Annotated in this window: 17 protein-coding genes and 1 tRNA gene; 10 read left to right on the top strand and 8 right to left on the bottom strand. The window is 73.2% G+C overall.

What is annotated here, in order from left to right; genetic code table 11:
• Nucleotides 1-86 precede the first annotated feature (86 nt).
• Both ACH4T9_RS27630 and ACH4T9_RS27635 read left to right on the top strand, forming a co-directional pair.
• Nucleotides 87-1,259 (top strand): thiolase family protein, encoded by a 1,173-nt coding sequence (locus tag ACH4T9_RS27630; RefSeq protein WP_396671990.1) that lies wholly within the window; start codon nucleotides 87-89, stop codon nucleotides 1,257-1,259.
• Nucleotides 1,260-1,353: 94 nt separating this feature from the next.
• Nucleotides 1,354-1,863: a hypothetical protein gene (locus ACH4T9_RS27635; RefSeq protein WP_396671991.1), complete on the top strand. Its 510-nt coding sequence runs from the start codon at nucleotides 1,354-1,356 to the stop codon at nucleotides 1,861-1,863.
• A gap of 127 nt (nucleotides 1,864-1,990) precedes the next feature.
• On the opposite strand, the gene ACH4T9_RS27640 is transcribed toward ACH4T9_RS27635, so the two are convergent.
• Nucleotides 1,991-4,207 (bottom strand): hypothetical protein, encoded by a 2,217-nt coding sequence (locus tag ACH4T9_RS27640; protein WP_396671992.1) that lies wholly within the window; start codon nucleotides 4,205-4,207, stop codon nucleotides 1,991-1,993.
• A 124-nt stretch (nucleotides 4,208-4,331) separates the two neighbouring features.
• On the opposite strand from ACH4T9_RS27640, the gene ACH4T9_RS27645 reads away from it, so the two are divergent.
• On the top strand, nucleotides 4,332-5,039 hold the full coding sequence (locus ACH4T9_RS27645; RefSeq protein WP_387022683.1) for a glycosyltransferase family 2 protein: 708 nt from the start codon (nucleotides 4,332-4,334) through the stop codon (nucleotides 5,037-5,039).
• 6 nt (nucleotides 5,040-5,045) lie between these two features.
• On the opposite strand, the gene ACH4T9_RS27650 is transcribed toward ACH4T9_RS27645, so the two are convergent.
• Nucleotides 5,046-5,933, bottom strand: coding sequence for a transketolase family protein (locus tag ACH4T9_RS27650; protein ID WP_396672084.1), 888 nt, complete (start codon nucleotides 5,931-5,933; stop codon nucleotides 5,046-5,048).
• 8 nt (nucleotides 5,934-5,941) lie between these two features.
• Nucleotides 5,942-6,655 (bottom strand): transketolase, encoded by a 714-nt coding sequence (locus ACH4T9_RS27655; RefSeq protein WP_396671993.1) that lies wholly within the window; start codon nucleotides 6,653-6,655, stop codon nucleotides 5,942-5,944.
• A 46-nt stretch (nucleotides 6,656-6,701) separates the two neighbouring features.
• Between ACH4T9_RS27655 and soxR the strand changes: the two genes are divergently transcribed.
• Nucleotides 6,702-7,163 (top strand): redox-sensitive transcriptional activator SoxR, encoded by a 462-nt coding sequence (gene soxR / locus ACH4T9_RS27660; RefSeq protein ID WP_396671994.1) that lies wholly within the window; start codon nucleotides 6,702-6,704, stop codon nucleotides 7,161-7,163.
• 10 nt (nucleotides 7,164-7,173) lie between these two features.
• Here the strand turns inward: soxR and ACH4T9_RS27665 are convergent, their stop codons facing one another.
• Nucleotides 7,174-8,151, bottom strand: coding sequence for an NAD(P)H-quinone oxidoreductase (locus ACH4T9_RS27665; RefSeq protein ID WP_396671995.1), 978 nt, complete (start codon nucleotides 8,149-8,151; stop codon nucleotides 7,174-7,176).
• A gap of 311 nt (nucleotides 8,152-8,462) precedes the next feature.
• On the opposite strand from ACH4T9_RS27665, the gene ACH4T9_RS27670 reads away from it, so the two are divergent.
• From ACH4T9_RS27670 to ACH4T9_RS27680, 3 genes are all read left to right on the top strand, one after another.
• Nucleotides 8,463-8,549: transfer RNA gene (locus tag ACH4T9_RS27670), tRNA-Ser, on the top strand.
• A 481-nt stretch (nucleotides 8,550-9,030) separates the two neighbouring features.
• Entirely contained in the window at nucleotides 9,031-9,603 is a 573-nt protein-coding gene (locus ACH4T9_RS27675) for a hypothetical protein (RefSeq protein ID WP_396671996.1), read from the top strand.
• Between the two features lie 119 nt (nucleotides 9,604-9,722).
• Nucleotides 9,723-10,256, top strand: coding sequence for a YbhB/YbcL family Raf kinase inhibitor-like protein (locus ACH4T9_RS27680; RefSeq protein ID WP_396671997.1), 534 nt, complete (start codon nucleotides 9,723-9,725; stop codon nucleotides 10,254-10,256).
• Between the two features lie 120 nt (nucleotides 10,257-10,376).
• On the opposite strand, the gene ACH4T9_RS27685 is transcribed toward ACH4T9_RS27680, so the two are convergent.
• On the bottom strand, nucleotides 10,377-11,087 hold the full coding sequence (locus tag ACH4T9_RS27685; protein WP_396671998.1) for a class I SAM-dependent methyltransferase: 711 nt from the start codon (nucleotides 11,085-11,087) through the stop codon (nucleotides 10,377-10,379).
• A gap of 211 nt (nucleotides 11,088-11,298) precedes the next feature.
• Between ACH4T9_RS27685 and ACH4T9_RS27690 the strand changes: the two genes are divergently transcribed.
• Nucleotides 11,299-13,149 (top strand): hypothetical protein, encoded by a 1,851-nt coding sequence (locus tag ACH4T9_RS27690; protein WP_396671999.1) that lies wholly within the window; start codon nucleotides 11,299-11,301, stop codon nucleotides 13,147-13,149.
• Between the two features lie 26 nt (nucleotides 13,150-13,175).
• On the opposite strand, the gene ACH4T9_RS27695 is transcribed toward ACH4T9_RS27690, so the two are convergent.
• Nucleotides 13,176-13,952, bottom strand: coding sequence for an IucA/IucC family C-terminal-domain containing protein (locus ACH4T9_RS27695; RefSeq protein ID WP_396672085.1), 777 nt, complete (start codon nucleotides 13,950-13,952; stop codon nucleotides 13,176-13,178).
• Between the two features lie 325 nt (nucleotides 13,953-14,277).
• Here ACH4T9_RS27695 and ACH4T9_RS27700 point away from each other — a divergent pair, with 325 nt between their 5' ends.
• A complete protein-coding gene (locus tag ACH4T9_RS27700) occupies nucleotides 14,278-15,804 on the top strand; it encodes a peptide deformylase (RefSeq protein WP_396672000.1) in 1,527 nt (508 codons plus the stop codon).
• Between the two features lie 131 nt (nucleotides 15,805-15,935).
• On the opposite strand, the gene ACH4T9_RS27705 is transcribed toward ACH4T9_RS27700, so the two are convergent.
• On the bottom strand, nucleotides 15,936-17,054 hold the full coding sequence (locus ACH4T9_RS27705) for a globin domain-containing protein (protein ID WP_396672001.1): 1,119 nt from the start codon (nucleotides 17,052-17,054) through the stop codon (nucleotides 15,936-15,938).
• Between the two features lie 144 nt (nucleotides 17,055-17,198).
• Here ACH4T9_RS27705 and ACH4T9_RS27710 point away from each other — a divergent pair, with 144 nt between their 5' ends.
• Nucleotides 17,199-17,969, top strand: a complete 771-nt coding sequence (locus tag ACH4T9_RS27710) for a CPBP family intramembrane glutamic endopeptidase (RefSeq protein WP_396672002.1) — start codon at nucleotides 17,199-17,201, stop codon at nucleotides 17,967-17,969.
• A gap of 75 nt (nucleotides 17,970-18,044) precedes the next feature.
• On the opposite strand, the gene ACH4T9_RS27715 is transcribed toward ACH4T9_RS27710, so the two are convergent.
• Nucleotides 18,045-18,761, bottom strand: coding sequence for a hypothetical protein (locus tag ACH4T9_RS27715; protein ID WP_396672003.1), 717 nt, complete (start codon nucleotides 18,759-18,761; stop codon nucleotides 18,045-18,047).
• Between the last annotated feature and the right edge of the window lie 16 nt (nucleotides 18,762-18,777).

The following is an 18,777-nucleotide window of genomic DNA, read 5'->3' on the forward strand; positions in this document are numbered from 1 at the left end:
CGGCCGGCCGGGACCGGCCGGTGCGGGGGACGGCCGGCCGGGACAGGACGTAGTATCGAGGCCCGCCAAGTTACCGGGGAGTAAACATGAGTGACGCGGTCATCGTCGGTGCGGTACGGACCCCGGTCGGGCGGCGCAAGGGCGGCCTGGCCTCAGTGCATCCGGTCGACCTCTCGGCCCACGTGCTGCGCGCCCTGGCCGAGCGCACCGGGATCGATCCCGAGCAGGTCGACGACGTCGTCTGGGGTTGCGTGTCCCAGGTCGGCGAGCAGTCGTGGAACGTCGCCCGCAACGGCGTGCTGGCCGCCGGCTGGCCGGAGTCGGTGCCCGGCACCACGCTGGACCGGCAGTGCGGGTCCAGCCAGCAGGCCCTGCACTTCGCCGCCGCCACCGTCGCGTCCGGCCAGGCCGAGCTGGTGGTGGCCGGCGGTGTCGAGTCGATGACCCGGGTGCCGATGGGCTCCAGCGTCGGCGACGCCGCACCGTTCAGCGACCAGGTCCGCGACCGCTACCGGGGGGTCGAGGGCTTCGCCGAGGACTCCCCGCTGCCGTTCAACCAGGGCGTCGGCGCGGAGCTGATCGCCGCCCGCTGGCGCTTCTCCCGCGCCCAACTCGACGAGTTCGCCCTGGCCAGCCACGAGAAGGCCGCCGTCGCGCAGGACGCCGGGGCGTTCGATCCCGAGCTGGCCCCCGTGGTCCTGCCCGAAGGCGGGAGGTTCGCCGCCGACGAGGGCATCCGCCGGGACACCACGCTGGCGAAGCTCGGCGAGCTGAAGACCCCGTTCCGGTCCGACGGCGTGGTCACCGCCGGCTCGGCGTCCCAGATCTCCGACGGTGCCGCCGCGCTCGCCGTCACCACCTCCGAGTGGGCCGGCCGGCACGGCCTGCGCCCGTTGGCCCGGGTGCACACCGCCGTGGTCACCGCCGACGACCCGGTCGCCATGCTCACCGCCCCCATCCCGGCCACCGCGAAGGCGCTGCGCCGCGCGGGGCTGGGCATTGAGGAGATCGGCGTGTACGAGGTGAACGAGGCGTTCGCCCCGGTCCCGCTCGCCTGGCTGGCCGAGACGGAGGCCGACCCGGACCGGCTGAACCCGCGCGGCGGGGCGATCGCCCTCGGGCACCCGCTCGGCGCGTCCGGTGCCCGGATCATGACCACGATGCTCCAGCACATGCGGGACAACGGCATCCGATACGGCCTCCAGACAATGTGCGAGGGCGGCGGCATGGCCAACGCCACCATCGTCGAGTTGCTCTGACCGCCCAGCCGGCCCGGCGGGCCGCCGGAACGTGGAAGTTCCGCAAGTCCGCCGTGACCCATGTCACGCCGCCGCCCCTGTCGTTGGGCAGGGCATGGACGTCTTCTCCCGAACGTTCCTGCCCGCAGCCGCCGACACCGGGCTGGCGGCACAGACCGTCAGCCGGCACATGCCGATCTTCCGCCGCTGCGTCGGCGCGGGCGACGCCACCATTCTGGTGACCCGGTGCAGCCGGCCGCAGCGTCCGGTCGGCGAGTACCTCCTGCTGCTGACCCACCGGCGACTCGTCGTCATCCGGCAGACGCGGGTGCTGCACCGTCTGTGCCTGCACCTCAACGCCGAGCTGCGCGAGCTGACCGACGTCACGTGGAGCCCGGACCCCCGGCTGCCCTCGGTCGAGCTGGCCGCCACCGCCATCGACGGCGTCCGGGAGCGGTTCCTCATCCGGCCCCAGCACCCGAGGCAGGTGTGGCAGCTCGACGCCCTGCTGCACCACGCGTTCCGGACCCGGCTCCGGACGGCCCGGGAACGGATCGTGGCCACCATCGGCGACGCCCCGGCCACTGCCCGCCCCACCGCGTTGCGGCCCGTGGTGATCCGCTGAGCGGGTCCTTACCCGATTCGAACACGGCCCGGCTCGTCCCGGGCGTCGAGGTTCGGCAATCATGAGCCGATGCCGACCTTCGGCCGCCGCCCGGGGCGTAGCCACCGCCGTTGCCCGGGCGTCCTGATCAGGTGGGCGGGAGGGCGTAGCCGACGTAGCCCCGCCAGGTCAGCGTCCAGCCGGGCGGCACGAGCTTCACGCAGGCCGCCCGGCTGCCGGTGCAGACGATCGCGTCCGTCGAGGCGGGGTCGGCCGGCGGGAGGTCCGGCAGCACCGACTCCAGCGCCACCAGCTCGGGCGGGCGGCCGTCGGCGTCACGCAGCAGCAGCCACCATGGGTACTCCCAGTTGTCGTTCTGCTGCACCAGCCCGATCCGCCGCGCGCCGGACGCCCGCACCGCGTCGGCGGCCCCGCGGAACTCGTCCGTCCACTGTGGCCGACGCAGGAAGCGGGTGTCCCACTCCGAGGTGGTGAAGACCGATCCGGCGCCGACCAGCCGGCGCGGGAAGCCGTACGACAGGGCGAGCACCCCGGCCAAGGCGGAGGTGGCCAGCACCGTGGCGGCCAGGCCGGCGGCCACCGACCGTCGGCCCGGCGCGAGTCGGCGGCGGAACAGCGCGTCCAGCCACAGACCGGCCAACGGGGCCGCCAGGATCAGGGCGTACAGCAGCAGCCGGTTGCCCCACGGCTGCCATTTGATCATCGCCGTGTGCAGCAGGACGGCGGCCACCACCACGACGGCGTACGCCCGCAACGCCCCGGCCGCGGCCGGGGCGACCCGGGCCGGCCGGGCCAGCGCCAGCACCGCACCGATTAGGGCGAGCGCGCCGGCCAGCGGGAACGCCACCCGGTCCTCGTCCGGGTACCAGGCCGGCACCGGGAACACCTCCCGGCCGAAGGTGATGGCCCGGTCCTGCGGGTCCACCCCGATCGCGCGGGACCCCGCCATGATCGCTTCGGCCGCGCCGTCGCGGACCGGGGCGAGCGGCGTGTCCAGCGCGGTGTGCCCGATGCGCAGCGCGTTCACCAGGACCGACGCCGGGTCGTGTTGCTCCATCGGGATCGACTCGCGCAGCCGGGGCGGGCCCAGCGGGTGACCGAACTCGGCCTGCACCCGGGCCAGGAACGGCCCGACCACGGCCAGGGCGACCAACAGGACCAGCAGTGATCCGGCCGCGGTCCGGGCCAACCGGGTCACCCGGGCCGCCCGGGACGGTCCCGCCGGGCGGCCCGTGACGCCGCCGCGCACCGCCGGCCCGGCCGTGGCCGCCGGGTGGTCCCCGTCCTCGACCGCCCTCGCACCGCCGGCTGCCCCGTCCTCGACCGCCCCCGCACCGCCGGCCGCCCCGACCCCGACCAGCACCGGTCGGCCCGGGGTGCCGCCGGCCGCCCGCACCGGTCCGCCCAGGTACGCCAGCCGGAGCTGGCCGATGCCCCAGAGCAGCAGCAACGGGCCGACCCCGATCAGCCCGCTGGTCTTCGTCACCGCGGTCAGTCCGGTCGCCGCGCCGAGCAGCAGCAGCGTGCCGGCCCCGGTCCGCCGGCGCAGCCCGTCCAGCGCCAGGGTCGCCACGCAGGCCACCCAGGCGGCGCAGACCAGGTCGGTCTGGGTGCTGGTCGCCTGGAGTGCCACCATGGGGGTGGTGGCCAGCACGAACGCGGTGAGTAGCTGGGCCCGCCGCCCCCCGCCGAGCTGGGCGGCGATCCGGGCGGCGACCAGCAGGCAGCCCACCCCGGCGGCCCACTGGACCAGGTTGTGCAGCGCGTCGCCGCCGGTGAACAGCCGCAGGTGCAGCAGCAGGTACTCCGCGCCGGGCGGGATGGTCACCTGCCGGTGGATCGCGGTGGGCCAGAACTCCAGGCCGCGCTGGGCCACCCAGTGCTCCACCTTGGGCAGGTGGTAGGTCTGCGAGTCGAAGTTGTTGGGCTCGGCCAGCAGCGCGATCAGCAGCTCCACCAGGACCAGCCCGCCGAGCGTGCCGGCCAGCAGCCGCTCGCCCCGCCCCGTCGTACGCCACCGGCCGGCCAGCCGGGCGAGGCCGGCGCGGGCGGCGGCGGCCGGGGCCCCCGGCGTCCCGTCGCGGCGGCGTCGCCAGCCGGCGGCCCCGGCGGCGACGGCGAGGAAGATCAGCCAGGCGACCGCGAAGGCGGGCAGGGTCAGCAGGCGCAGCGCCCCGAGCAGCTCCACCGTCAGCACCGCGAACGCGCCGGTGACCACGGCGGCTCGGATCACGGCCAGGCGCAACGGGGCGACCTCGTCGGTCCCGCGTGGCCGCAACGCCACGGTGAGCGACAGGACGGCGGCGAATGGGGCCGCCACGAGCAGGAAGCCTGCTGCCGACATGGCGCGAAGTAAACACCATCAGACTGGATACGTTGCCCCCCACGCCCGACGGTGGGGAATACCGCCGGGTTAACTGCCAGGCTAGGCTGGGGCCGACGTGTCGCCGCCACCGTGGAGATTTCCCGTGAAGCTCTCGATCCTGATGCCGGTCTACAACGAGGAAGAACGCATCGCGGATGCGCTCAAGCAGGCGCTGGCGGTCGACTACCCGTGCGAGATCGAGATGCTCGTGGTCGACGACGGCAGCCGCGACGGCACCGGCGAGATCCTCGGCCGCGCCGACGACGCTCGGCTGAGGGTGATCACCCACCAGCGCAACGCGGGCAAGGGCGCGGCCATCAAGACGGCGGTCGACAACGCCGACGGCGAGTACATGGTCATTCTCGACGCCGATCTGGAATACGACCCGCAGGACATCCCCAAGCTGCTCGCCCCGGTGCTCGACGGCCGGGCCACGGTGGTCTACGGCAACCGCACCTTCGGCAGCCACAGCGCGTACAGCTTCTGGTACGTGATGGGCAACAAGGGCGTCACCATGGCGGCCAACGTGCTGTTCAACTCGTACATCGGCGACCTGGAGACCTGCTTCAAGCTGATGCCGGTCGCCCTCTACCGGTCCCTCGACGTCCGCTCCCGGGGCTTCGGCATGGAGGCCGAGGTGACCGGCAAGCTGCTGCGCCGGCGCATCCGCCCGTACGAGGTGCCGATCAGCTACCGGGCGCGGGGCCGCGAGGAGGGCAAGAAGATCACCTGGAAGGACGGCGTCGAGGCGATCTGGATCCTCGGCCGGGAGCGCACCCGCCGCCGTCCCGTCGACACCCCGCGGCGCTGACCCGGGTCAGCGCCCCGCTTCGAGGAAAGCGCTGACCGACCGGCGCAGGCCCGCCGCGTCCAGCCCGTGCCAGCGGGTGTGGTCGGCAGCGGAGCCGTACCGTCGCAGCTCCTCCCGGCCCACGCCCAGCGACAGCAGCCGGTGCGGCCGGTCCACCAGGGCGTCACCGACCAGCCGGGCGGACGTCCCTGCCAGGTAGGGCTCCACCAGGATCACCTCGGCCCCCGCGAGGGCCCGCAGCCCGGCCACGTCGAACGGTCGCGGCCGGTGGGTGTACGCAACAGTCACCTTCAGGCCGGCCATCGCCGCCAGCGCCGCGTCCAGCACCGGCCCGACCGCCACCAGCAGCGGTGCTCCCGGCCCCGCGTCCCGCACCACGGCAAGCGATCCGTCCGTGCCGTGCGGCCGGTCGTTGCCCAGCGTCGACAGCCGCAGGTACGCCGGACCGTCTCCGGCCACCGCCGCGTGCAGTAGGGCGGACACCTCGTCGGCGTGCCCGGGCACGTGCACGGTCCAACCGGCCAGGGTGTCGATCAACGCGACGTCGGCCGGGGACAGGTGGGTCCGCCCCGCGGCGGCCCGGTCGTACGATCCGCCGATGCTGACCAGCACCGCGCTCACGCCCTGGTGGTCCAGGTCCAGCTTGATCTGCTCGTACGCCCGCTCGACGAGGAACGGGGCGTAGCTGTGCACGATCGGCCGCAGCCCGGTCAGCGCGAGCCCGCCGGCCACCCCCACCATCAACTGCTCCCGGATACCCACGTTGAGCACCCGGTCGGGGTGCCGCCCGGCGGCCGGGGCGAACGACTCGGCCGAGATGTCGGCGAGCACCAGCGCGGTGCGCGGCTGCTCGGCCAGCAGCGCCGTGGTCGTGTCGACGAAGGCGTCCCGCATCATCGTGGTCACTCTCCCTCCCGGACGACCGCGACGACCACGTGCGGCCGGTTCCCGTGCTGCCCGGTGAGGGCGTCGTGCAGGGCGTCGTGGTCGCGCCCGTCCACGGTCGCGGCGGTCCACCCGTTGACGGTGAACCGGGTGGCGATCCCGCCACGCCAGCCATGGCTGGCCGAGTCGTTGTCGATCACCACGGCGGTCAGGTTCGCCAGCCCGACCGCGCCCGCGTACGCGATCGCCTCGTGGTTGGACCCCTCGTCCAGTTCGGCGTCGCCGAGCAGGACGTACACCCGGGGGTTCGTCAGGCCCTGGGCCCGCAGCCCGAGCGCGGTGCCCGCGCCCAGGCCGAGGCCGTGGCCGAGCGAGCCGGAGCCGATCTCCACCCCGGGGACCAGCAGCCGGTCCGGGTGTTCGCCGAGCAGGCTGTCCGGGCCGCCCTGGTCGTCGAGCCAGTCGACGGGCACGAAGCCCTTCGCGGCCAGCACGGCGTAGTAGCCGGCGACGGCGTGCCCCTTGGAGAGCAGGAACCGGTCCCGGTCCGGGTCGTCGACGGTCGCCGGGGTGATCCGCAGCACCCGGTCGTAGAGCACCTGGAGGACATCGAGGGTCGAGTACACGTTCGGGTCGAACTCCCGACCTGCCCGGACCCGTTCCAACAGGGTCCCGAGCGGTGCGGGTGGGTCGCCTTCGGCGGCCCGCGTGGTGGCGCTCATGATGGTCATGCCGCTAGCCTGCAAGTTGAAGTCCCCTTCAACTCAAGGCGACGTGATGCAGGAATCCCTGACTATCGGCCAGCTCGCCGCCCGCAGCGGCGTCGCGCAGTCGGCGCTTCGCTACTACGAGCGCCTCGGCCTGATCCGGGCCGACCGCACCAGCGGTAACCAGCGCCGGTACGCCCGCACCGAGCTGCGCCGGGTGGCGTTCGTCCGGATCTCCCAGCAGGTCGGCATCTCGCTGGAGGAGATCCGCGACGCGCTGGACTCGCTGCCCGCCTCCCGAACCCCGACGGCCGCCGACTGGGCGGAGCTGTCGACCGCGTGGCGGGCCCGGCTGAGCGAGAAGATCCGGCTGATGATCAAGCTCCGCGACGACCTGGACGGCTGCGTCGGCTGCGGCTGCCTGTCGTTGCAGCGCTGCACCCTCTACAACCCGGAGGACAAGCTCTCGGGCGAGGGCCCCGGTGCCCGGCTCATGCTGCCCCCCGCCGAGCAGGCACCGCCCGCCGGGTGACACGCCGGGGTCACCCGAGGGTGAGCAGCACCTTGCCGACGTGGTCGTTGGACTCGACCAGGCGGTGTGCGTCGGCGGCCTCGGCCATCGGCAGCCGCCGGTCGACGACCGGGCGGACCGCCCCGGCGGCCACCAGCGGCCAGACCTGCTCCCGTACGCCCGCGACGATCGCCGCCTTCTCCGCCAGCGGCCGGGACCGCAGCGCGGTGGCCGCCACCGAGGCCCGCTTCGCCAGCAGCGCGCCCAGGTCCAGCTCCGCCTTCCGGCCGCCCTGCATGCCGATCACCACGAGCCGGCCGCCGGTGGCCAGCGCGGCCACGTTCCGGGCCAGGTAGGAAGCGCCCATGATGTCGAGGATGACGTCCGCGCCCCGGCCGTCGGTGACCCGCCGGACCTCCTCGACGAAGTCCTGCTCCCGGTAGTCGATCGCGTGCGCGGCACCCAGCTCGCGCAGCCGCTCGTGCTTGGCCGACCGGGCGGTCACCACGACCGTCGCGCCGAGCGCCGTGCCGAGCTGGACGGCGAACGTGCCGATTCCGCTGCCCCCGCCGTGCACCAGCAGCGTCTCGCCCTTCGCCAGCCCGGCGAGCCGGACCACGTTCGACCAGACCGTGCAGGCCACCTCCGGCAGCGCCGCCGCGTCGACCAGGTCGACGCCGTCCGGCACCGGCAGGAGCTGCCCGGCGGGCACGGCCACCCGCTCGGCGTACCCGCCGCCGGCCAGCAGCGCGCAGACCTCCTGGCCGACCGCCCACCCGGTGACGTCCGCGCCGATCGCGTCGATCACCCCCGAGCACTCCAACCCGGGGTACGCGGGCGCGCCCGGCGGCGGTGGATAGTGCCCCTGCCGTTGCAGCAGGTCGGCCCGGTTCACCGCGCTGGCCCGCACGTGCACGACCACCTCGCCGGGGCCGGGCTCCGGATCGGGCACCTCCGCCCAGACGAGTGCGTCGGGTCCGCCGGGCTCCGGGATCGTGATCGCGCGCATGGCCCAGTCTTACCCCATCCGGCCCACCGTCCACGCCCGGACGGGGATCGGGCTGGCCGTGTCCCCTGGTGGCGGCTCGGCGGTGCCCTGCCGGAGGCGGCCCGCACCGCCGCAGGCGCACCGATCGGGGGAGCGGGCGGGTCGGCAGCTCGGCCACTGTGGACCTCGCGCGGCGGAGATTCCGCTGCTCAGCACGGCGGGCAGGGGTGCCCGCATCCGGCCGCCCTGCCAACCAGGGTGGGATGGCGGCTCGCCCGTGCACCGGCTTCTGGCAGACTAGGCGGCGGGCGCGTCCTGCGGGGCGTGGTCCGGGAGGGTTCGCCTAGTGGCCGATGGCGCTGGTCTTGAAAACCGGTAAGGCAGCGATGTCTTCGTGGGTTCGAATCCCACACCCTCCGCTCCCCGAACAGCAGAAATGCCACAGGGGGCATGCCTGTGGCATTGACCCGGTCCCACTGGTTCTCGCCAGGGGCCCCCATGACGCCGGACGGGCAGCCCTGCCTCTAGCGACGGCGGCTTGCCCGGCTCACCAGGAACCAGACGAGGCCGGCGAGCAGCGCTGCCGACGTGACGAGACAGCAGAGCGTGGCGATGTGCCACGGCTTGAGTGCGCCCATGCTGCGGCACTGTACCGGCGGCTGCCCACGGCCACCGGCCCCTGCCGCCCGGTCGGCGGCGAATGAGCGGCAACCAGTCTTCGTGGGTTGGGTTCGAATCTCGCACCCTCCGCCCCCGAACAGGAATCTGTTCCCTGAACAGGGAAAACGCTGGTCAGGGGCCTATCGTCTGCTGGTGGGTCAGTCTCACTGCTTGCCAGGGACGTCACAGCCGCCACCTAGGCTCGGCGCGACGAATGCTGGCCGCCTAAGGAGAGTGACCATGCTCGACAACGAGACGCGGGGGTTCATGCGCCAGGTCGCCGGCCTTGCTCCTGAGACGTTGGCCCGGATATTCGATCGTGCCCTCGATCTGTGGCAACAGGGCGGGCGCGACGCCAGCAGAGCAGCCAAGGTTTCCGCGTCCCAGAACTCCGAGATCCGTAGGACCGTGCTCACGAGCTTCCGGCCGCGTGCGGAGGAACTCGATGCCCACCAGCCTGAGCTGTGGTCGAGTGCGATCAGCGGCACGGTGATCGCGGCGCGCGGCGTGCTGAAGCGCGACCGTTTGACGGCTGAGCAGTACCACGTGCTGATGGAGCCGTTCGTGTCCGCGGGCATGGTCACGCCGGAGCATCCGAGAGCCGGGATCATGTCGGATGACACCGCCACCTCGGCCGATGACCGGCCGGGGCACCCTCAGGACTCGACGGACGACCACGTGGCCGTCGCCGAGCAGATGCGGGCCCGCGGTCTTTCCACCGGTTCCGACTACTGGTTGTACGTCGCCGGCGAGCCGGCATCGGCCACGACGACGCCGGTCGAAGCAGGCGAGCGTCACCACCCTCCCCAGTAGGGCCGGCCCCTACCCCGTAGGCCCTTCGCGCCGATCCGACGTGCCGGTGGTCGATTGGCGGGTCGTGGCGGGGTAAGAAGGGCGGCAGGAAACCACGCTCACCGGAAGGACCGTCCCCGATGTCCCTGGAACGACCGATCGCCCCGGACCCGTACGAGCTGCTGCCGACCGTTGCGTCGTTCACCCTGACCAGTGACGACGTGCACAACGGTGAGCCGATGGACGCCCGGCACGCCCACGGCAGCGTCGGCGGGGGGAACGTCTCGCCCCAACTCGCCTGGTCGGACTTCCCCGCCGAGACGAAGAGCTTCGTGGTCACCTGCTTCGACCCGGACGCGCCGACCGGCAGCGGCTTCTGGCACTGGGTGCTGGTCAACCTTCCCACCTCGGTGACCGAGCTGCCCCGGGGCGTCGACGAGGCCGCCCTGGGCGACGCGTCCAGTGTCCGCAACGACTACGGTGCGACCGGTTTCGGCGGCGCCGCCCCGCCCGCCGGCGACCGCCCGCACCGGTACGTCTTCGCCGTGCACGCCGTCGACGTCGAGCGCCTCGACGTGGGCCCGGACGCCACCCCCGCGTACGTCGGCTTCAATCTTGCCTTCCACACCCTGGCCCGCGCGGTCATCCGCCCGACGTATCAGGTCAAGGACTGAGCCACCCGCCCGCGATCTTGCACTTGCGGCCCGCGTCTTGCGGCACTTGCCCGGATTGTCCGGGCCGGAAATGCAAGATCGCGGGGCCGGTGGGGGTGGGGGTGGGGGTGGGGGTGGGGGTTAGGCGGGGACGCGGGCTACGGCGAAGACGGACTGGCCGAACGGGGGGCGGACCAGTTGCTCCGCCGCCTTGGTGGCGGGGAGGACGAGGGTGTCGTAGACCTTCACCATCGGGCCCTCCTTCGGCATCAGCCGGAAGACCTTGGTCGCCATGAAGTAGCCGATCAGGCCGAGCGCGTTCGCGTAGTGGATCTTCTCCACGGTCAGGCCGGCCTCGGTCATCGCGGCGGACAGGGTCTTCTTCGTGTACCGGCGGACGTGGCCGGTGGCGATATCGGCGGGGCCCATCGCGAACTGGAACGCCGGCACGATGATCACCACGGCGCCGCCCGGCCGGACCAGGTCGCGCATGCTGGCCAGCGCGCTCACGTCGTCCTCGATGTGCTCCAGCACGTTGTACGACACGGCGGCGCTGTAGTCCCCGCGCTCGGAGTGCGGCAGCAGCATCTGCCGGACCTCGATGTTCGGCTGCGCGGCGAGGCGCTCCTTCAGGGCGACCAGCCGGTCCGGGTCGGCCTCGGTGGCGGTGAACCGGGGAAAGTGGTCCGCCCACGCCAGGGCGTAGTCACCCAGCCCGCTGCCGATCTCGATCGGGTTGTCACCGAGGTGCGGGACGGCCAGTTCGACGAACCACCTACGGTGGTTGACCGCCGTCGCGAGGCCTTCCAGCACCTCGGACTGGACACGCTGATCCCCAGTGATTTCTGCCATGCGTCGATTCCTCACGGTATGACTCGACCTGCCCCGGGACCGACAGAGTGAACCATCCGAAGCGGACGGTGGGGAAATCGGGGCGTCGTGGTGGCCGAATTGCGGTCGGGGGTGGGCACGAGATCGGCGGTCGGCGAACCCGGCACATAGTACGCCAGTCCCCAGAAACATGTCACGTCAGCGCCATACGGTGACTACTCTATGAATTGCCATGACTACTCCTCAATCGGACCGCCCCGATGGCGAGCCCGGGGGCGGCGAGGCCGAGCCCCGGGTGACGGATGTGTCTGACGAGGGGGCGGGCAGGGCCGCGGCGTCCCGGCGGGGGCGCTGGACGGACGTCCTCGCCGTGCTCAGCTTCGCGCTGATCGCTTTCTGGGTGACCGTCCGGCTCTGGGTGAACCCGGCGCACGGGGTCCGGGACAACCGATCCGACCAGGCGCTCTTCGAGTGGATGATGGCGCACGGCGCGCGCGTGCTGACCGATTTCGCCTATCCGTTCGGCTCGGACCGGATGAATGTGCCGGACAGCGTCAATCTCATGGCCAACACGTCCGTATTATCCATTTCTCTGCCAATGACGCCGGTCACCGTCCTGTTCGGGCCGCGTACCGCTTTTCTGGTGTTTCTCACCGGCGGCATGATCGCCACCGCGACCGCCTGGTACTTCGTCCTCTCCCGGGTGCTGGTCGGCTCCCGGGGGCCGGCCTGGCTCGGGGCCGGGTTCTGCGCGTTCGCCCCGGCGATGGTCTCGCACGCCAACGCCCATCCCAACATCGTCAGCCAGTTCGTGGTGCCCCTGATCGTCTGGCGCACCCTGCGGCTGCCCGACGGCGGCCGGTGGCTGCGCAACGGCGTACTGCTCGGGCTGGTGATCGTCTGGCAGGCCTTCATCAACCTGGAGATCCTGCTGATGACCGCCATCGGGCTCGGCGTGGTGGTCGTCGCGCTGGCCCTGGGCCGGCCCGAGCTGCGCCGGCGGGCCCGGCCGTTCCTCGCCGGGCTGGCGGTCGCCGCCGCCCTGGCCGTGGTGCTGCTGGCGTACCCGCTGTACGTGCAGTTCTTCGGCCCCGGCGCGTACGAGGGCCTGTCCGAGCTGATCCGCGGCTACCGTACCGACCTCGCCTCGTTCACCGCGTTCGGCCGGGAGTCGATCGCCGGTGACCCGAAGGCCAACCTCAGGCTGGTCAAGAACCCCACCGAGGAGAACGGCTTCTTCGGCTGGCCGCTGGTCGTCCTGGTCGGTGCACTGGTGTGGTGGCTGCGGCGCAGCCCCGTGGTGCTCGGCCTCGCCGCGGTCGGCCTGCTCTTCGCGGTGCTCTCCCTCGGCCGGGAGATCCAGTTCGAGGGCCGGGCGACCGGGATCGCCGGGCCCTGGGCGGCCCTGGAGAACCTGCCGATCCTGCACTCGGTGGTGCCCACCCGGTGGGCGCTGGCGACCGTCCCGGTGGTCGGGGTGCTGCTCGCGTTCGGCGCGGAACGGGCCCGCCGGCTGGCCCGGGAGCACCCGGCCGCCCGCCCGCAGATCCGCTTCGCCACCGCCACCATGCTGACCATGGCGCTGCTCCCCGCGTTCCCCACCCCGTTGCCCTCGGTACGGCTCGACCCGGTGCCCGAGTTCGTCACCTCCGGCGCCTGGCGTCCGTACGTGGCCGGCGGGCGCAGCGTGGTGACCCTGCCGCTGCCGGACACCGACTACCCCGATCCGCTGCGCTGGTCGGCGACGACCCGCCTGGACCTGCCGCTGGCCCGGGGCTACTTCCTCGGGCCGGACACCCGGCCGGGGGCACCTGAGGGGCGGATCGCCCTGTTCACCGCCCCGCCCCGCCCCACCAGCAGCTTCTTCATCACCATCCGGCGCACCGGCCAGGTCCCGCCGGTCACCGCGCCGATCCGGGCATCCGCGCTGGAGGACCTGCGGTACTGGCGGGCCGGGGTGGTGCTGCTCGGCCCGCACGAGCACGCCGACGCGCTACGCCGGGGGATGACCGAGCTGACCGGAATTCGCCCCACGTACACCGGGGGGGTCTGGGTCTGGGACGTCCGTCCGCTGACGGACTGAGCCCGCCGCTGGCGGACCAGTCCGTGTCAGCGGAGGCAGCAGCCCTGGCAGACCTTCGGCTTGGGCAGGGTGAAGGCCAGGCAGCAGGTGCGACGCTGGACTGTCGGCTCGCCGGCCGGGCCGGGCACCAGCTCGACCAGGTCCGCCAGGTCGAGGGCGTGCAGCAGCGTCTCGACGTGCCGGGTCGCGGGGCCGGGCAGCACGTCGGCGGCCCGCAGCACGCCGTGCGCGATGCCGGAGGCGACGGAGCCGAGCAGCGTACGGGTGCCGATGCGGACCTCCGCCTGGATAGCGGTGACCAGCGGGGCGAGGTGGGCGTCGAGCAGTGAGGCGCGGAGCACGGCCAGCAGCGCGGCCTCGTCGGCGACAACCCGGACCTCCGGTAGCCCCGCCAGGGCCAGCGGGTCGCCGGGGAGCACCGCGACGGTGGTGGACCGGCGAAGCCCGAGGGTGACCAGCGGGCGGTGGTCCTCGAAGTGGATCAGCACGTCGGCCGGGTCGAGCAGCGGCACCCGGCGGGCCGCCGCCCAGCCGAGCACGGCCGGCAGGGCGACCCAGTAGCTGTACGACTTCCAGGCCAGCGCGGCGCAGGCGTGCGGGGTGCCGCCCCAGAGCAGGGCGGCGGCGTGCAGCAGCTCGGGCAGCCGGGTCCCGTCGACCAGGGTGGTGGCCGGGGCCCAGCCGAACCGGTCGTCGGTCACCAGCAGGCCCGGCGCGAGCCCGGGCAGGTCGTCGGTGCCGAACATGGCCCGCAGGGTCGCGGTCACGGGGGCGAGGGGCGTCGCGGTTTCCCGCGCGGGCATCACCGCTGTCACCGCATCTCCCCTCGACCGAAGCTCCGAGCCGTGAACTAAGGCTAGCCTAACCAACGCTTCGGGGATAGGGAAAGCCCCGATCTGCGGCGACCGGGAGGCGGCCGTCACCCTGGCGGGCTCCACGGCCTCGGGGGCGTGCGGGGGCGGTACCCGGCCAGGACCGGGGAGAACCCGGTCGGCCGGGGCGGGTCGGGCCGCCGGCGGTATTGACGTTCATGCGTGGATTGTCAAGCCGAGTGTCGACAAGATGCCAAATCCGTGCGCGTTCACGTACGGAAAGTGAAACTGATACTCCCCGGCGTTGAGGAAGCTGATGACGACCTCTCCCATCGAGCGGGCCGCTGACTCGTTCGCGGCCGAACTCGCCCGGCAGCGGACCGAGCGGGGGATGTCCAAGAAGCAACTGGCCACGCTGATGGGCTTCGACCCGTCCTACGTCAGCCACGTCGAGGGACGCCGGCACCGGCCGACCGAGGACTTCGCCCGCCGGGCCGAGGCCGTCCTGGCGGCCAGCGGCGCGATCTGGCAGCGCTTCCGGGAGTACGACGAACTCCGGCACGGCCGCCCCACCCCGCCCCATCGCGACCACCCCGCCCCCGGCCAGTGGATGCCCCCCGGCACCGGGCTGATCGTGGAGGGCGAACTGGCCACCCTCACCCACACCGACGAGGGCTACCGGTGCGTCATCCGCCGGGAGCTCTACAACGCCGGTACCGAACCGGTGACCCGCTACCTGGTCCGGGTCGCCGTCGACCGGTACCCCAACGACCCCGGCCGGTCGAACCGGCACCACCGGGAACACCCGCTCACCTTCGCCGAGCTGCAACTGCTGTCGTACCGGTACGACGGCGGAGAGCCCGAGCCGATGCACTGGCGGGCCAAGCACGACCGGGACGCGTTCAAGGAGATCTGGCTGCTCTTCGAGAACGACGAGGGCCGCTTCCCGCTCTACCCCGGCGAGCGGGCCACCATCGAGTACGCGTACCGGGTGAGCCGGGAGAAGTGGGGCCCCTGGTTCCAACGTGCCGTACGCCTGCCGACCCGGCACCTGGCGGTCCGGCTCGACCTGCCCACGGACCTGGCCCCCCAGGTATGGGGGGTGGAGACCTCGCTCTCGTCCGAGGAGGGGCCGCTGCGCCGCCCGATCAGCCGGCACGAGCGCGGCGGCCGGGCGATCTTCGACTGGGCCACCGAGGACCCGCCGCTCAACGCCCGGTACCGGTTGCAGTGGCGGTTCCGCAGCCGCCCGCCCGAGTCCGACTCCGGCGGGCCGGTCGGCGGCCGGGTCCGGGCCAGCGACCGGATGCGAGGGCTCGGCATCGTGCAGCGCGGCGCGGACCTGCTGCGCCAGCCCAGCCGCCAGTTCAACCTGCCCGCCGACGAGGCGTCCGCCCGCGACGTGGTCGACCGGCTCAGCTCGGCGCTGGTCCGGCTCGACGAGCTGCACCCGTTCAGCAAGGGCGTCGGCATCGCCGCCCCCCAGCTCGGCCTCGCCTGGGCCGCCGCCGTGGTCCGCCCGCCCGACCGGGGTGCTGATCCGGTGATCCTGCTCAACCCCCGGGTGGTCGACTCGTCCCCGGACACCGACGAACAGTACGAGGGCTGCCTCTCCTTCTTCGACCACCGGGGGCTCGTGCCCCGGCCGCTGCGCATCGACGTGGAGCACGCGCAGTGCGACGGCGGCCGGATGATCACCTCCTTCGAGTTCGCCATGGCCCGGCTCGTCGCGCACGAGATCGACCACCTGGAGGGCCGGCTGTACGTCGACCGGATGACGCCCGGCGTGCCGCTGGTGCCGGTGGAGGAGTACCGCGAGACCGGCAACCCCTGGCGGTACTGAGAGACGAGCGAGGGTGCGGACCGGGTCGCGTGCCCCAGGGGGCGGAGGCACGCGACCCGGTCCTTTTCGGGGGGAGGAAGGTCTTCGTCCGGGCGTCCCGGCGCGTTCGCCGAACGCCGAACGGCGTCGTGCTACAGCTCGCCGAAGGTGTCATACCGGATGTTCGGAGGCGGCACGTCGTCCCCGGCGAGCGCCCGCAGGGTCGCCCGGACCATCCGGGCCGAGCCCGAGACGTAGCAGTCGTGGGCGGTCCACGGGCCGTACCGGGCCACCACCTCCGAGATGTCGCCCCGCTCCCCGTCGAAGTCCGGCTCCGCGCTGCACGCCGGGGTGACCGAGAGCCAGGGGTGGGTGGTCACCAGTTCCCGCAGCCCGTCCAGCGCGTACAGGTCGTCGGCGTGCCGGGCGCCGTAGAAGACGTGCACCCAGCGGGTCCGGTTCCAGTCGGTCAACTCCTCGACCAGTGCCTTGACCGGGGCCAACCCGACCCCGCCGGCGACGCACAGGATGTCCCGCTCGGAGGAGCGGTCCAGGGTCATCGACCCCATCGGCGCGGCGACTCGGAGCAGGTCCCCCGGCCTCGTACGGCGCACCAGCGCCCCGGACACCCAGCCCGCCCCCGACGGCGTCCGGACATGGAACTCCAGGACGTTGTCGTCGTTCGGGGCGTTCGCCACCGAGTACGTCCGCCACACCCGGGGCAGGTGCCGGGGGACCTCGACGCTGACGTACTGGCCGGCCCGCCAGGGCAGCGGATGCTGGAGGGCGCGGACGGTCAGGACCGCCGTGTCCGGGCCGTGCCGCTCGTGGGTCAGCACCTCGGCGTGCCAGTACGGCGGGTTCTCGTCCGCCGCCGCCCCGGCCAGCATCTTCTCGACGATTGCCGCGTACGCGTCCCGCCACGCCTGGTCGTACTCCAGGTTCCAGCCGTCACCGGCGGTGCTGCGCAGCGCGTCCAGCAGAGCGACGCCCATGGTCTCGTAGTGCGCCGAGTCGACGTGGTACTTCCGGTGGTCCCGGCCCAGCGAACGCAGGTACTCGTCGAAGCTCTCCGGGTCGTCCACCACCTGGGTCGCCGTGACGATCGCGTCCAGGATGCGGTCGCCCTGGCCGGTCATCGCCGCCGGAAAGAGCGGGCGCAGCGCGGGGTCGAGGAGGAAGAGCCGGGCGTAGAAATGACCGCTCAACCGGCCCCGGTCCTCCTCGACCAGGGTCCAGCTCTCCTTCAGCAGCTGCGCGACGTTGTCCAAGACGCTCCTCCTCCTGACCGGCGGATCGGGCCCCCATAGAATGTCCACGGAGCGTGTGCACCGGTCGCACAGAATGTGCGATCTCCTCATGCCGCCCCTCGGCCCGTTGTCCCGCTGGCCGTCGGAGTCGGGCACAGTGGTGCGGTGACCGTTGAGCTCAACCGGCCGGCGTCCCGCCGGGTCCTCGGCACGGAGACGCTGCTGGTGCTCGGGCTCTCGCTCGGGCAGTCGGCGGTTTACGCGCTCGTGTCGATCATCGCGAAGCTGACCGCCGACGGGCCGCTGTCGAAGCAGACCGCAGCGCTGAACACCTCCCAGTCGGCCCGCCCCTGGCTCGACCTGACGTACCAGCTCCTCGGCATCGTCTTCGCGCTGCTGCCGGTGCTGCTCGCCGTACACCTGCTGGCGCGCGACCCCGGCGACCCCGGCCGTACCCTCGGGGTGGACCTGCGCCGGCCCGGATCCGACCTGGCCCGGGGCGCGGGCCTGGCGGCGCTCATCGGCCTGCCCGGCCTGGCGCTGTTCTGGGCCGCCGCGCAGCTCGGCGTCAACGCCACCCTCGTCCCGGCCGGCCTGCCGGAGGTCTGGTGGGCGGTCCCGGTGCTGATCCTCGCCGCCGTGCAGAACGCCGTGCTGGAGGAAGTGATCGTGGTCGGCTACCTGGTCACCCGGCTGCGCCAGCTCCGGTGGCGGCTCGGCGCGGTGATCGCCGCGAGCGCCGTCCTGCGCGGCTCCTACCACCTCTACCAGGGCTTCGGCGCGTTTCTTGGCAACGCCGTGATGGGCGTCGTGTTCTCCTTCTTCTACCTGCGCACCAAGCGGGTGCTGCCGCTGATCATCGCGCACACCCTGCTCGACGTGGTCGCCTTCGTCGGCTACGCCCTCCTGCCCAGGTCCTGGTTCGACTGGCTCTGACGGGCCGCCCTGCAACCCGACGTCCGCGCCACGCGTCGATTCCGCTCCGCCCGCCCATCCCGGCGGGCGCTGCCGTCAGCGGGCGCGCGGTGGACGGTAGGCGTCGACCGCCCGCGCGGCCAGCCGCTCGGCGGCGGCCGAGCCGCCCACCGCGGCGGCCAGCACCGCCGCGCCCGGCACCAGCCGGGACGCCACCCGCAGCCCCAGCCAACCCCCGGCCTGCACGGCCAGCGGCGCGGCCAACCGCCAGGCAGCCTCAGCCACCCGGGGCCACGGCTGCTCGACCGGGTCGGTCGCCGCCTCCGCCGCCGCCAACGCCACCCGGGCGCTCTCCGCGTCCGGATGCACCCGGGTCAGCACCAGCAGCTCCACCGCCCGTTCCGGGTCGGCCGGATCCCGGCCGTACGCCGCCGCCAGGTGCAGCACCAGGCCGGCCTGCGTCCAGAGCACCGCCGCCAGCTCCGCAACCGGCGCGATCAGGCCAGCGAGCGCCGCCGTCGCCCCGCCCGCCGCAGCCAGCCGGACGAACCGCCGGGTCGCGAGCCGGGCCAGCCCGTCCGGCGTCGCGTCGGGGTAGACGCCCCGGAGGGACGCCGCCCAGTCGCGCGCCCCCGGCCCCAGCGCCCGGACCGCCGCCAGGGCCAGCAGCTCCGGGGCGAAGCCCGGGTGGTCGAGCATCCGCACGGCCGCCGCCCGCAGGCCGCCCACGTCGGTACGCGCCGACGCCGCCTCCGGCGCCCGGCCACCCGCCCCGGCAGCAGCCTCGATGCCTGCGGTCTCCGGACCAGCCATCGAGGGCGCAACTGTC

Origin of the sequence: Micromonospora sp. NPDC020750 (assembly GCF_044334565.1) — a bacterium.
Taxonomy (GTDB): Bacteria; Actinomycetota; Actinomycetes; order Mycobacteriales; family Micromonosporaceae; genus Micromonospora.

What these genes read in the sequence shown, in the direction of transcription:
- ACH4T9_RS27630 (WP_396671990.1), top strand. Translation starts at nt 87, where the DNA reads ATGAGTGACGCGGTCATCGTCGGTGCGGTACGGACCCCGGTCGGGCGG.
- ACH4T9_RS27635 (WP_396671991.1), top strand. Translation starts at nt 1,354, where the DNA reads ATGGACGTCTTCTCCCGAACGTTCCTGCCCGCAGCCGCCGACACCGGG.
- ACH4T9_RS27640 (WP_396671992.1), bottom strand. Translation starts at nt 4,207, where the DNA reads ATGTCGGCAGCAGGCTTCCTGCTCGTGGCGGCCCCATTCGCCGCCGTC.
- ACH4T9_RS27650 (WP_396672084.1), bottom strand. Translation starts at nt 5,933, where the DNA reads ATGCGGGACGCCTTCGTCGACACGACCACGGCGCTGCTGGCCGAGCAG.
- ACH4T9_RS27655 (WP_396671993.1), bottom strand. Translation starts at nt 6,655, where the DNA reads ATGACCATCATGAGCGCCACCACGCGGGCCGCCGAAGGCGACCCACCC.
- soxR (WP_396671994.1), top strand. Translation starts at nt 6,702, where the DNA reads ATGCAGGAATCCCTGACTATCGGCCAGCTCGCCGCCCGCAGCGGCGTC.
- ACH4T9_RS27665 (WP_396671995.1), bottom strand. Translation starts at nt 8,151, where the DNA reads ATGCGCGCGATCACGATCCCGGAGCCCGGCGGACCCGACGCACTCGTC.
- ACH4T9_RS27675 (WP_396671996.1), top strand. Translation starts at nt 9,031, where the DNA reads ATGCTCGACAACGAGACGCGGGGGTTCATGCGCCAGGTCGCCGGCCTT.
- ACH4T9_RS27680 (WP_396671997.1), top strand. Translation starts at nt 9,723, where the DNA reads ATGTCCCTGGAACGACCGATCGCCCCGGACCCGTACGAGCTGCTGCCG.
- ACH4T9_RS27685 (WP_396671998.1), bottom strand. Translation starts at nt 11,087, where the DNA reads ATGGCAGAAATCACTGGGGATCAGCGTGTCCAGTCCGAGGTGCTGGAA.
- ACH4T9_RS27690 (WP_396671999.1), top strand. Translation starts at nt 11,299, where the DNA reads ATGACTACTCCTCAATCGGACCGCCCCGATGGCGAGCCCGGGGGCGGC.
- ACH4T9_RS27695 (WP_396672085.1), bottom strand. Translation starts at nt 13,952, where the DNA reads ATGCCCGCGCGGGAAACCGCGACGCCCCTCGCCCCCGTGACCGCGACC.
- ACH4T9_RS27700 (WP_396672000.1), top strand. Translation starts at nt 14,278, where the DNA reads ATGACGACCTCTCCCATCGAGCGGGCCGCTGACTCGTTCGCGGCCGAA.
- ACH4T9_RS27715 (WP_396672003.1), bottom strand. Translation starts at nt 18,761, where the DNA reads ATGGCTGGTCCGGAGACCGCAGGCATCGAGGCTGCTGCCGGGGCGGGT.